The 12,915-nt window shown below is 45.5% G+C and carries 13 protein-coding genes; all 13 read left to right on the forward strand.

Annotated elements, in window-relative coordinates; all coding sequences use genetic code 11:
- The first annotated feature begins 2 nt into the window (after positions 1-2).
- The 13 genes from flgL (at position 3) to secA (ending at position 12,854) form a co-directional block, all read left to right on the forward strand.
- Entirely contained in the window at positions 3-920 is a 918-nt protein-coding gene (gene flgL, locus AC3Y23_RS12590; protein WP_379199276.1) for a flagellar hook-associated protein FlgL, read from the forward strand.
- Positions 921-934: 14 nt separating this feature from the next.
- The gene (locus tag AC3Y23_RS12595) at positions 935-1,501 is read left to right on the forward strand and encodes a DUF6470 family protein (RefSeq protein ID WP_379199278.1); all 567 of its coding nucleotides are present in this window, start codon (positions 935-937) and stop codon (positions 1,499-1,501) included.
- Between the two features lie 93 nt (positions 1,502-1,594).
- Positions 1,595-2,050: a flagellar assembly protein FliW gene (gene fliW, locus AC3Y23_RS12600; RefSeq protein ID WP_379199280.1), complete on the forward strand. Its 456-nt coding sequence runs from the start codon at positions 1,595-1,597 to the stop codon at positions 2,048-2,050.
- Position 2,051: 1 nt separating this feature from the next.
- The gene (csrA, locus tag AC3Y23_RS12605) at positions 2,052-2,297 is read left to right on the forward strand and encodes a carbon storage regulator CsrA (protein ID WP_379199282.1); all 246 of its coding nucleotides are present in this window, start codon (positions 2,052-2,054) and stop codon (positions 2,295-2,297) included.
- A 222-nt stretch (positions 2,298-2,519) separates the two neighbouring features.
- The gene (locus AC3Y23_RS12610; protein WP_379199284.1) at positions 2,520-4,271 is read left to right on the forward strand and encodes a flagellin N-terminal helical domain-containing protein; all 1,752 of its coding nucleotides are present in this window, start codon (positions 2,520-2,522) and stop codon (positions 4,269-4,271) included.
- 142 nt (positions 4,272-4,413) lie between these two features.
- Positions 4,414-4,803: a flagellar protein FlaG gene (locus AC3Y23_RS12615; protein ID WP_379199286.1), complete on the forward strand. Its 390-nt coding sequence runs from the start codon at positions 4,414-4,416 to the stop codon at positions 4,801-4,803.
- 17 nt (positions 4,804-4,820) lie between these two features.
- Entirely contained in the window at positions 4,821-6,410 is a 1,590-nt protein-coding gene (gene fliD / locus AC3Y23_RS12620) for a flagellar filament capping protein FliD (RefSeq protein WP_379199288.1), read from the forward strand.
- 20 nt (positions 6,411-6,430) lie between these two features.
- Positions 6,431-6,823: a flagellar export chaperone FliS gene (fliS, locus tag AC3Y23_RS12625; RefSeq protein ID WP_379199291.1), complete on the forward strand. Its 393-nt coding sequence runs from the start codon at positions 6,431-6,433 to the stop codon at positions 6,821-6,823.
- Complete coding sequence (gene fliT, locus AC3Y23_RS12630; RefSeq protein ID WP_379199293.1) at positions 6,816-7,151, forward strand: flagellar protein FliT; 336 nt, start codon at positions 6,816-6,818, stop codon at positions 7,149-7,151. Before fliS ends, fliT begins: the two co-directional genes overlap by 8 nt.
- Before the next feature lie 220 nt (positions 7,152-7,371).
- Positions 7,372-7,569, forward strand: coding sequence for a cold shock domain-containing protein (locus tag AC3Y23_RS12635; protein WP_019915069.1), 198 nt, complete (start codon positions 7,372-7,374; stop codon positions 7,567-7,569).
- A gap of 259 nt (positions 7,570-7,828) precedes the next feature.
- Positions 7,829-9,265 (forward strand): S-layer homology domain-containing protein, encoded by a 1,437-nt coding sequence (locus AC3Y23_RS12640; protein WP_379199295.1) that lies wholly within the window; start codon positions 7,829-7,831, stop codon positions 9,263-9,265.
- A gap of 250 nt (positions 9,266-9,515) precedes the next feature.
- Entirely contained in the window at positions 9,516-10,067 is a 552-nt protein-coding gene (gene hpf / locus AC3Y23_RS12645) for a ribosome hibernation-promoting factor, HPF/YfiA family (protein ID WP_379199297.1), read from the forward strand.
- A 279-nt stretch (positions 10,068-10,346) separates the two neighbouring features.
- The gene (gene secA / locus AC3Y23_RS12650; RefSeq protein ID WP_379199299.1) at positions 10,347-12,854 is read left to right on the forward strand and encodes a preprotein translocase subunit SecA; all 2,508 of its coding nucleotides are present in this window, start codon (positions 10,347-10,349) and stop codon (positions 12,852-12,854) included.
- The last annotated feature ends 61 nt before the right edge of the window (positions 12,855-12,915 follow it).

Genomic DNA, 12,915 nt, shown 5'->3' on the forward strand with positions numbered 1-12,915 from the left:
ACATGTTAAGAGTCACATCGAATATGATGAATTCACAATTGCTGCTTAACCTGAACCGCAACGCGAGAACGATGAATGATACTCAGCTACAACTCTCGAGCGGCCGCAAAATCAACAAGCCCTCCGATGATCCGGTAGGCATTACCTATTCTCTCCGCTATCGCGCAGAGCTTTCATCTAATGAGCAGTATACAAGGAATGTCGATAGTTCCCTTTCCTGGCTCGATTTCAATGACACGGTTCTGGGACAGGCGGGAGATGTCATTCAACGTCTGCGCGAACTGACTGTACAGGGTTCAACAGGAAGCAATCCCCAGACGGCGTTGGACAGTATTAACCAAGAAGTACTGCAGTTGAAGGAGCAACTCGTAGACATCTCCAACAGTAAGCTTAATGGTAAGTACATTTTCAATGGTGAGGAGTACACTACCAAACCATATGATTTTACCAAAGGTGCCGACGGCACTTATGATGTTTCTAAAGAGATCACTACAGATAACGGACAAATCCAGTTTATCGTAGGTGAAGGTGTGCAGATGCCGATCAATATTACCGGAAATGATGTGTTTGGTAGTATTGGGGATGCTGATAATCTGTTTGCAATCATCAATAATATTTCTGAGGGCCTGAAATCGGGCAATATTACGGCTGTCTCCAGTCAACTGGATAAAATCGATACTCGTGTAGAGACGATTCTCTCAGCTCGTTCGGAGATTGGTGCCAAGACCAACCGTGTAGAACTGATGCGGGATCGTTTATCTGACTTGAATACGAACCTGACAGATCTGCAAGCCAAGACCGAAGATGCCGATTACGAAGGACTCATTATGCAATCCAAGATTCAAGAGAATATCTATAACGCTTCGCTTTCGGTGGGAGCCAAGATTATTTCCACTACATTAGTTGACTTCATCAGGTAATTGAGGTGAGCCTTATGCTCCAGCCTATACTCCAGATTCGTCAGACTCCGGCATTGCTTGGAATAGATGCAGAACCGGGTTCGTTTTCGATTACTCAGCCCAAAGCTGAGGTCAAGACAACTACGACTCCGGGCGAACTAACCGTTCAATCTTTCCGGCCCGAGCTTCAGGTAGATCAGTCTCGCGCTTGGGCTGCTTATCATGGTGGCAATATGCTTGATATGAATAAACGCATATACTCCGGTATTCAGCAGTTATATCTGCAAGGGTTGGCTAGAAGGGTAGAGCAGGGCAACCGGATGGCTGAATTCTTTAAGCCAGGCAACACTATCGCTGAGGTTTACGGTACAGATACCGAGCCGAATTCTTTCCCAGAGATGCGCGGACCGGCCTCTTACGATAATGTGGATATACATATTGAGACCAGGGCTCCACAGCTTGATTATCGTCCTGCGAAGGTTGATATTGAAGTGGAAAGGCATCAGCCAGAGATCGAGTATACTCGCGGAAAATTTGATATTTATATGAAACAGTATGCTTCTGTGCAGTTTATTCCGCCGGAAGTGGGCGTTCAATTGTAAAATAAGCTATAGAGGTGCCTAGAGCGCCTGTATAGCTTTTCTGTTATTTGCAATTTATTAGAATTGGTTTTGCGCAGCAAAACTTTTTGAGGAGTGAACAATTTGATTATAGAAACACTTTCCTGGGGTGAGCTTGAAGTACAAGAGGAGCAACTCTATCATTTCTCCAAAGGGATTCCGGGCTTTGACGAAGAGACGGAGTTTGCACTGATCGCGATGGTGGAGGCGCCATTCTGGTATTTGCAATCTATCAAGAGTAAGGGACTGTCCTTTTTACTCGGTGATCCGTTCTCGTTCTATCCTACCTATGAGTTTGAACTGCCGGATGAAGAAGCGGAGGAGCTTGGAATGGGCTCCAATGCCGCTGTACGCTGCATGATTACACTCAAGGAACAGACAGAGCAATCTACGATTAATTTGTTGGCTCCCATTGTCCTGAACCCGGATAACCGAACCGGAAAACAAATTGTGCTGCACAAATCACCTTATCACACGAAGCATAGTCTGCTGCAAATGCAGGTGGCTATCGACGGAAAGGATGGTGGATGATATGCTGGTGCTTTCCCGAAAGAAGGGAGAATCGATCGTCATCCAGGATCAGATTGAGTTGACGGTTTTGAGTGTGGAGGGTGACACGGTGAAAATAGGAATCTCCGCTCCAAAGCATGTTGATATTTTTCGCAAAGAAGTTTATCTCTCGATACAGGAAGCCAATCGCGAGTCTGCCGCTCCCCAGCAATCCGATCTTTTTGCACTCATTCATCGACTGCGCGGACCTAATGGCAGCGGCGAATGAAAACGAATATTCACTTCCCTGAGGCGTAAGCCTCAGGTTTTTTTGTGATGTAGGCATTTTCGACAAGAAAATATTGAAAAAAATTTCGAATTGCTCTAAACAGTTTGCGGTACGAAGTCGATATATGTAGTAGACGCTGATCCGGCAGGGCGGCCGACCTTAATGGTTCGGCGTTTACCACAAGGATGTGGAACTAACTTAATTTCAGGGAGGAAATACCAAATGATTATCAACCACAATATCGCGGCGTTGAATACTCACCGCCAACTATCTGCTAACACAGCTAACACTAACAAAAATATTGAGAAACTGTCTTCCGGTCTTCGCATCAACCGTGCTGGTGACGATGCTGCCGGTCTGGCAATCTCCGAAAAAATGCGCGGTCAAATCCGCGGTTTGGATCAAGCTTCCCGTAATGCTCAAGACGGTATCTCTTTGATTCAGACAGCTGAAGGCGCGCTGAACGAAACTCACAGCATCCTGCAACGTATGCGTGAAATCTCCAACCAATCCGCGAACGGTACTAACACTGATACTGACCGCGGCGCTCTGCAAGATGAAATGAACCAACTGACTTCCGAAATCAACCGTATCGGCAACACTACTGAGTTCAATACTCAAAAATTGCTGAATGGTGGTATTGGTTCCGGTGAGAGCGGTAAAGTTACACAAGCAACTAAGGCAGAAATTGCTGGTGCCACTACGTTTGTAGGAAATGCAGATGCCTCTGCTTTAACAGCAGCTACAATTAAAATTGATGGAACTACATTCGATATTACTTCTATACTGAAAAAAGATTTCAGTGTAGCAGCAGTTCCGGGTCCTCCGGCTGTGCCTGCAACGGCCATTACGAAAGATGATCTGATCACTCAATTAAACAATGCTACATCGGGTGGAGTAAAACTTTCTGATCTCGTGGATATCAAAGACAATGGTGCAGGCTTAACTTTCACAGCAAAATCAAGTGGAAGTACAAGTTCCCTTACTATTACTGCTGATGATAATGCAGCAGCAGTAATGCTTGGGTTTGCAAATGCAGCAGCTACTGGAAAAGAAGTTAAAGGTAACCCGACTACTGTAGAGCGTGCAGGCGTGCAAGGTGGAACGGCACTTAACGCTACTGGTGCTACTAACCCAAGTATCGCATCTGGTGCAACTTTGAAAATCAAAGTTGGAACAGAAAGCGATGTTGAAGTTAACCTGAACTCTGGTCCTAATGCAAAAACATATGACACTAAAAATGCAGATGCTAATGTAGCAAAAGCTGCCATGGACGATCTGGTTAAAGACTTGAATGCTGCTCTTCAAAAAGCCGGATTAGATAGCAAAGTAACTGCTTCCTTGTCTAAGGATAATGAAATTCAATTTATTTCTGAGACAGGAAAAGATATTAGTGTAGCAGATGGATCTGGTGCTGCTCTGGCACAACTTGGGTTTACTGCTGCTCAAGGTAAAGCTATCAAGAACGTAGAACAAGTCGTAGGCGCTGGCGCTCAAGGTTCTGGCTTCTCCACGAAGTTCCAAATTGGTGCTAACACTGGTCAATCCATGTCCCTACAAATCAATGATGTTCGTGCTTCTGCTCTTGGCATCACTGGTAACGCTGGACAAGCTGGATTCACTAAAGAAAATTCCGTTACTAACGGAACTAACGATGTGAAAGCAGAAGCTGCCCTGAACATCTCCACAAGAGAAGATGCTTCTAAGGCTATCGCAGTTCTGGATAAAGCTACTCAATCTGTATCCAGCGAACGCGCTAAGCTTGGTGCTGTTCAAAACCGTCTGGAGCACACTATCAACAACTTGGGAACAGCTTCCGAGAACCTGACTGCTGCTGAATCCCGTATCCGTGATGTTGATATGGCGAAAGAAATGATGGAGCAAACAAAGAACAATATCCTTGCACAAGCTGCACAAGCTATGTTGGCTCAAGCGAACCAACAGCCACAAGGCGTTCTGCAATTGCTTCGTTAATTTTAAATCTCTTTTATCGAGCCCTGGGGAAACCCGGGGCTTTTTTCTTTTTTTATATTGACTTTTATTGAAATCCCTAAAATATCCTTCAGACTAACCGATATATAGAGTATAAAATGAGCGTCGTTGGAGGTCGGGGTTAATGAATGTTCAGTTTTCACTTTCTGCCAGTTCGGTTTCGGGTGGACAAGGCAGACCTGAAGTTACATCCGCTAATAGTTCGGTAACAGCTGTAAGTCAAATGTCAACTATTCGGGATGCCAAGGATATGGACCTGAGAGAGAAGCAAGGTGTTAATGTATCTGTTGCCGAAGAGCAGCTCATTCGGACCATAGAACGGGCAGTGAGATCCCTTCAAGGCCCTCAGACCACGCTGGAGATCAGCATCCATGAGAAGACGCATGATATTATGGTGAAAGTTCTCAACAAGGATACAGGAGAGCTTATTCGGGAAGTTCCGCCAGAAAAAACGCTTGATTTAGTTGCTAAAATGATGGAAATTGCAGGTATATTGGTAGACGAGAAAATTTAAGTTTAGGAGGTGCTGTTTTGGTAACACGGATTAATGGATTTTCGGGTATGGATATTGATAGTATGGTTAAGAGTATGATGAATGCCAAACGGGTACCACTCGATAAGTTAAACCAACAGAAGCAAATTCTGCAATGGACCCGTGAGGGATACCGGGAAGTTAACAGTAAACTGTATGATTTTCGGACCAATAAACTGGGAACAAAATATGGTGTGAGCGCTGCTATGAATACTCAGAAGGCGGTCACCTCTGGAGATACTGATGCGCTAAAGGCAGAGGCTAAGGCAGGCGCAAACGGAATTGATATGAAGGTAAGTATTACCCGACTGGCAACTTACACAACTGTAAAGACTGATAGTATTGGAATTGGCAAGACAGGAGCGCTTACCCTGGGGGAATTGGATAAAACCGATACGTCTAATATGGATGCTGAGGAAAAAGCGACTTATGAAAAAAATGCCTATAAACTCACTATAAATAAAGTCAGTTTCGAGGGTTTTACAAAAAACACAACGATTTCTTCCATGATCTCTACGATTAATGCTGACACCAAAGCAAATGTGGTTGCCAGTTTTGATGAAGTAACAGGGCAGCTACTAATTCGTTCTAAGGTTAGTGGGAATCCAGTTCAGCCGGATCCAGATGATGTAGTTCCAGCTGACGAGGATCCAGTTGGTCCGTATCAGCCGGCTCAGCCGGCTCAAGATCCTACAAGTACAGACAGAAAAGTAGAAATAGGAGCAGATTCCAAGGTGCTCTCACTTTTTGGAGGTATTACAGAGAACAAAAATGGTCTGGATGCTAGAGTAATAATTAACAATCAGAAACTTCTGTACAAGAGCAATAACATCAGCGTGAACGGTGTCGACTTAACGTTACAAAAAACAACTTCTAAAGATAATCCTGTCTTTATCAAAACTCAAGCGGATCCACAAAAAGCGCTAGACACAATCAAGGGATTCATTGAAGATTACAATAGCTTAATTACCTCTTTGAATGCTAAGATCAATGAAGCTAAATATCGCGACTTTCAGCCGCTGACAGATGACCAGAAGAAAGATATGAAAGAGGATGATATCAAGACATGGACAGAGAAGGCCAAAAGCGGTCTGTTCAAGAACAATGATATTATAAGCCCTCTTCTCACACAAATGCGCGGTATCCTAACAGAAAAGCTTGGGCCGCTTAGCTCCCTTGGCATCACCACTGGAAATTATATGGAGAACGGAAAGCTGGTTCTTGATGAAGAAAAATTTAAGAACGCCGTGAATGCTAATCCTCAAACGGCAATAGATCTTTTCCAGGGCCCTGCAAATGCACCCAAAGAGGGCATCTTTCGGAAAATGCAGGACAAGATTACAAGTGCAATTGAGAAGATGTCTGATCGTGCAGGTACCAATAGGTTCTCTATGGATCTTTCGAGTGCTTTTAAAGACGAAAGTGTTATGGGTAGAACGCTGAAGGATTACAATAACCGCATTGCTACCTTGATGACCAATCTAAACAACACCGAAGACCGCTACTACAAACAATTTTCAGCGATGGAAAAAGCCATGAGCAAGTTAACCGCTCAGTCCTCCAGCTTGTTATCCGGCCTAGGAAAATAATAAATTAAAGGGTGAAATTCATGCTTACTTCTCCATATGAAAAATACCGTCAGTCTTCTGTTCAGACATCGACACCCGCACAATTGGTCATCATGCTGTATGACGGAGCGATCAGGTTTGTGAGAGCTGCAATGGATGGACTCAGCAAGCAAGACTATGAGAAAACAAGCCTAAATCTAGGGAAAGCTCAGACGATTGTCAGTGAGCTTATGAGCACATTAGATCAATCCTATGAAGTCTCCAAATCGCTATATTCATTATATGAATATACGAATTATTTACTGGTTCAGGCTAATATCAGCAAGAGTTCAGAGAAAGCGGAAGAAGCGGTTGGCTATCTAACGGATCTCCGGGAAACCTGGTTGCAAGCCTCCAAGATTGCCGCAAGCCAGACCGAAAGCGCTCATGGATAAGCTTATTGTCGATTTAAATAGTCTCACCCAAGACATCATGAACCGACTCTATGACTTGGCTTATGAAGAGATTGAAGAATTTGTAGAAGAACGTCAGAAGCTTGTCGATTCCTTGGTGTTTGAAGTCGAACGTGGCAAGCCTACTTCTGCACAAAAACTCGAAATCACACGTATTTTGGAACACGACCCTGAAATCATGGCTCGCATGAACGCCCTTCGCCTGGAAGCACAAGACTGGCTATATAAGCGCAATCAAGCCAAGGCCCAGCGCAGCGCCTACGAGGCTGCCTACACCCCTGACAGCTTTCTAATGGACCGCAAAAAATAAAGTCTTTGTTGTTTCAGCGAAGGAGCAGACGGGTATTATATAACGTCTGCTCCTTTTGATCGTTATCATTTTGTAAGCTCTTAATCTGGAAAATTAATGAATGGTAAATAATTGCATGTAATCATTTACTATTCCAATTGACAATTGAGAAGCAGCGGTGGTATAGTCGAGTTGTGAGCAAGACTCACGTTCATCTGATGACGAAGGGAATGTTTAATCAATGGAAGGTAAAGTAAAATGGTTTAATGCAGAAAAGGGTTATGGTTTTATCGAGACTGCAGACGGTGGGGACGTATTTGTACACTTTTCCGCGATTCAAACAGACGGTTTCAAGACATTGGATGAAGGTCAATCCGTAGAATTTGATATCGTTGAAGGTGCACGCGGACCACAAGCAGCTAACGTAATCAAATTATAATCATCCGGCGAAGCCGACCTACATATATGGTAGATGGTTAGCAATTGATACAACGCTAGCGAGAACCTTGGGATATTCCCGAGGTTCTTTTTTGTTGTATACGCAATCATTAGGCGATTGAGCGTGCAGAGATATTTTATATAACTATAATTTTCCATAAAAAGGTTTCGTCCTCCATATACTCGGGTAATGGGTTGCGTTGAGCTTTTTATCTTACCTGGGCGCACACTATACTTTCTGTAAGAGGATGAACTGCAAAATGAAAAAGATGTGGCGTGGTCTTATGACTGGAATGCTGGGAGTGAGCATGTTGCTCGGCTCTCTGGGCAGTGTATCTGCAGCCGCTGTACCCAAAGATATTCAGGGACACTGGGCTCAGGCGCAATTGCAGCAATGGCTTGATAAGGGATATCTTGGGGGATACCCCGATGGTACAGTTAAGCCCAACAATGCGATAACGCGTGCAGAATATGTTGCCTTCGTAAATCGTCTGTTCGGATTCACTGAGACAGGAACTGTTAGCTTCACGGATCTTAAGAGCTCGAATTGGTCCTACATTGAAGTAGCTAAGGCTGTCAAAGCGGGATACATTGGAGGGTATGAAAATAATACGTTCCGTCCAAATAATCCCCTAACTAGACAGGAAGCAGCCGTGATTACTGCCAAGCTGTTGAAGCTGAGCACGAATGCGATGACTACTAAATTTAAAGACAGCAGCCAGTTTGCGGCATGGAGCCGAGGCGCAATTGCTGCAGCCGCAGATAAGAAGATCATAAACGGTTATCCAGATGGAACATTCGGCCCTAAAAAAGCGCTGACCCGTGCCGAGGCCGTAGGTATCATTAGCAACTCGGTTGTGTATAAACCGGCGGCACCAGGTGGTGTACCAACACCAGTACCAACGCTATCGGCTACACCTGTACCTACAGCTAGCCCTACGCCAGTACCTACCTCTGTTCCTGGTGGGGGCAGCGGAGGAGGCGGTGGTGGAGGTGGCGGAACCATCACCACACCAACGGTTACTGGTGCCACCTATGGACATGTTGGATCGGTTACAGCAGATGTGTACCTTACCCCTTCAGTAACAGGTGAAGTGTATTATGTTGTGGTTCCATACACCGGTACGCTGGTAACACCAAGTGTGGCAGAAGTGAAAGGCGGACAAGGTGGTGCTGATGTAACGGTTGTAAACCATGGACACAAGGTAACGTCTGCGGGCACAACTGTTTCATTCTCCGTTTATGGCCTGCAAGCTAACACAGAATATGCTACATTCGCTGTGATTACGGACAACTCCGGCAATTGGTCCTCCGTAACAAAGGTACAGCTGAAGACAGCTGCGACCAATGGGGACGCCATTACGCTGGCACAACCGGGACAAGTCGGAACCGTAACGGCAGATGTGTATTTCAAATATGGACAAGCTGGTGGAACGGCTCAGCAGGTTAAGTACGTAGTGCTTCCTGAGAAGGATGCCGTACCAAGCGCTGCACAGGTAGCAGCTGGACAGAACAGTACAGGTGTTACGCTGACAGCTCCATGGACGGGTACCGTGTCTGTACTTCCAGGGATAGGTCACACGTACACCTTAACTGGACTTACTGCGGGAACGGGTTATAAGGTTTATCTCGTTAGCGGCTCCGGTAGCAACTGGTCATCCGTAGAGGTTGTTCGCTTCCATACGAAGCAGCCATAATAGAAGAAAATCAGGTAGCAGATGCCCAAGTGAGGATCTAGTTTAACTGTGTATGAGCAATTATAGTCTTTAGCAAAATAGAATTGTAACCGTCCGGGAAGGGTCGTTTCTTCACTCTTTCCGGACTTCTTTTTTCAAGGGAACATCTTGTGGCTATTTTGTTAGCTAAATGTAAAGGCTGTAATGATTTTTTTTTACTTAGCTCTAACAATTTGGTATAATGGAGCTGTAAACAAAGGAGGAGTGCCCCATGCAATTTAGCATTCGAGGTCAACAAATTGAAGTGACCGACGCTTTGAGAGACTATGTTGATAAGAAGCTCAGCAGACTTGAGAAGTACTTCGATGCACCCCCTACCTCAGAAGGATATGTAACGCTTAGCGTTGTACGCGGCCTTCATACAGTGGAAGTAACTATTCCGCTTGCGGGTGTGACGCTCCGTGCCGAGGATCGCAGCGATGACATGTATTCATCCATTGATGCCGTAGTGGACAAGCTGGAACGCCAAATTCGTAAACACAAGACCAAATTGAACCGTAAGTTCCGCCAAGAAGGCAGCCTGAAGACATTATTCGTGGAAGGCAGTGGCAGCTCTGTAGCTGTAGAAGAACAGGATACGGATGATTTGGAAGTTGTACGGAACAAGCGCTTTACTCTGAAACCTATGGATGTGGAGGAAGCGATCCTGCAAATGAACATGGTAGGACATAACTTCTTCGTCTTCTCCAATATCGATACATCCGAAGTGAGTGTTGTTTACAAACGTAATGATGGTAAATACGGACTGATTGAACAGAACTAAACTTCAGCCAATTCAATAACTGGTGAGATTTAGAAGTGCTAATGATCAGTCAGATGTAAAAAAATTAAACGAGCCCTTATTCGCGTGAAGCGAATAGGGCTCTTGTGCGTATATATAGTTATGTATGAAAATGTGCCAAGTATTTGCTTGTATTGCGGCATCTCTTACAAACTGTTACAATTTATGAAGCAGCGGAATCGATTCTGCATTTTGGCCCTTTCAATTTAAGTGGGGATGGGCTAAGGTTCCACCATCTGTGTTGCATGAAAGGGGTTAACCATGCTAGGACTTGTAAAGAAAATTTTTGGCGATACTAATGATCGTGATGTTAAACGACTCTCGAAAACAGTCGAAATCATTAATGGAATGGAACCGGATTTCGCAGCGCTTTCCGATGAAGCACTGAAAGCGAAGACAGAAGAATTCCGGGCCCGGATCGAGAAAGGTACTACTCTGGACGAGCTTCTTCCGGAAGCATTTGCTACGGTTCGTGAAGCTTCCAAGCGGGTGCTGGGCAAGCGCCATTATGACGTACAGATGGTTGGGGGTATGGCACTGCATGAGGGCCGTATTTCCGAGATGAAAACAGGTGAAGGGAAGACCCTTGTAGGTACATTGCCTGTTTATTTGAATGCACTGCTCGGTAAAGGCGTTCACGTCGTTACGGTGAATGACTACCTGGCTCAGCGCGACAGTGCTGAAATGGGACAAATCTATAATTTCTTGGGCATGACGGTCGGGGTGAACCTGAGCGGCATGGACCATGCTTATAAACAAGAGGCGTATGCTTGCGATATCACGTATGGTACGAACAACGAGTTTGGTTTTGACTACCTGCGGGATAACATGGTGCTCTATAAAGAGCAGATGGTACAGCGTCCGCTCTATTTCTGTATCATTGACGAAGTGGACTCCATCTTGGTGGATGAAGCACGGACACCGCTGATTATTTCGGGACAAGCTGAGAAGTCGACAGAGCTGTACTATGCGGCTGACCGGTTTGTGAAGAAATTGAAGGCAGAAGAAGACTACACAGTTGATATCAAGGTGAAATCCGTTGCTTTGACTGAAAAAGGTGTGGCTACGGCTGAACGTGCTTTTGGCTTAGAAAACCTGTATGACCACAGCAATGTAACGCTGAACCATCATATCGTTCAGGCCCTTAAGGCGAACGTAATTATGCGCCGCGATGTGGACTATGTCGTTAACGAAGATGAAGTTGTCATTGTCGATGAATTCACGGGCCGTCTGATGGCTGGCCGCCGTTACAGCGACGGTCTGCACCAGGCGATTGAAGCGAAGGAAGAAATTCAAGTACAGAACGAGAGCATGACGCTAGCGACGATTACTTTCCAGAACTATTTCCGGATGTACCGGAAGCTCGGCGGCATGACTGGTACGGCCAAGACTGAGGAAGAGGAGTTCAAGAAGATTTATGGTCTTGAGGTTCTTCAGGTGCCAACGAACAAGCCAAACCAGCGTCAGGATATGCCGGATGTAGTTTACAAGACCGAGAACGGCAAGTTCAATGCCGTAGTAGCTGAGATTGTGGAGCGTCACAAGAAGAATCAGCCGGTATTGGTAGGTACCGTATCCATCGAGAATTCCGAGCTTCTCTCCGAAATGCTGAAGCGCAAAGGTGTCAGACACCAAGTATTGAACGCGAAGCATCATGCGGCGGAAGCAGAAATTATCTCTCATGCGGGACAACCGGGTACGGTTACGATCGCTACGAACATGGCGGGACGTGGTACAGATATCATTCTGGGTGAAGGTGTATCTGAACTCGGTGGATTGCATATCATTGGTACAGAGCGTCATGAATCACGGCGGATTGATAATCAGCTTCGAGGACGTGCTGGACGCCAGGGCGACCCGGGTTCAACACAGTTCTACCTGTCACTTGGCGATGAGCTGATGAAGCGTTTCGGTGCAGACAATGTACTGAACATGATGGACCGTCTTGGATTCGAAGAAGATCAGCCGATTGAGAGCCGGATGATTACTCGTGCTGTCGAGTCTGCTCAGAAACGGGTAGAAGGCAATAACTTTGATATCCGTAAAGTGGTTCTCCAGTACGATGATGTTATGAACCAACAGCGCGAAATCATCTACAAGCAGCGTCGTGAGATTCTTGAATCTGAAGACATCAAGGATGTTGTAATGGAAATGATCAAACCGGTCATTGACCGCGTAGTTCATGCCCATTGTAGCGACGATATTCCTGAGAACTGGGAACTGCAGGAAGTCGCGGATTATGTGAACAGCAAACTGCTGGATGAAGGCACATTGACTCGCGATGATCTGTGGGGCAAAGAAGTTGAGGAGATCACAGACTATATCTTCGATCGTGTACTGCAGAAATATGCAGCCCGCGAAGAACGTCTTGGCTCAGAGCTTGTTCGTGAATTCGAGAAGGTTATCGTACTTCGTTCCGTAGACAGCAAATGGATGGATCATATTGATGCGATGGATCAACTGCGTCAAGGGATTCACCTCCGTGCATACGGCGGTACAGATCCGCTTCGTGAATACCAGTTCGAAGGTTTCGAAATGTTTAATGAAATGACCGCCAACATTCAGGAAGAAGTGGCGACTTATATTATGAAGGCACACATCGAGGCCAATCAGGAACGTCAATCCGTAGTGGAAGAAGATAAAATCTCCACTAACGGTGAGCCGGCTGAGAAGCGTCCGGTGCATGTGGAAGAAGCGATCGGTCGTAACGATCCTTGTCCTTGCGGAAGCGGTAAGAAATACAAGAACTGCCACGGTCAGAACGCATAATTTATACGTTCTCTAGGCATGTAACAGCAAAGAGCGGCTGGGCCCGGGGATTTTCCGTTAC

This window comes from Paenibacillus sp. MAHUQ-45 (assembly GCF_058133325.1).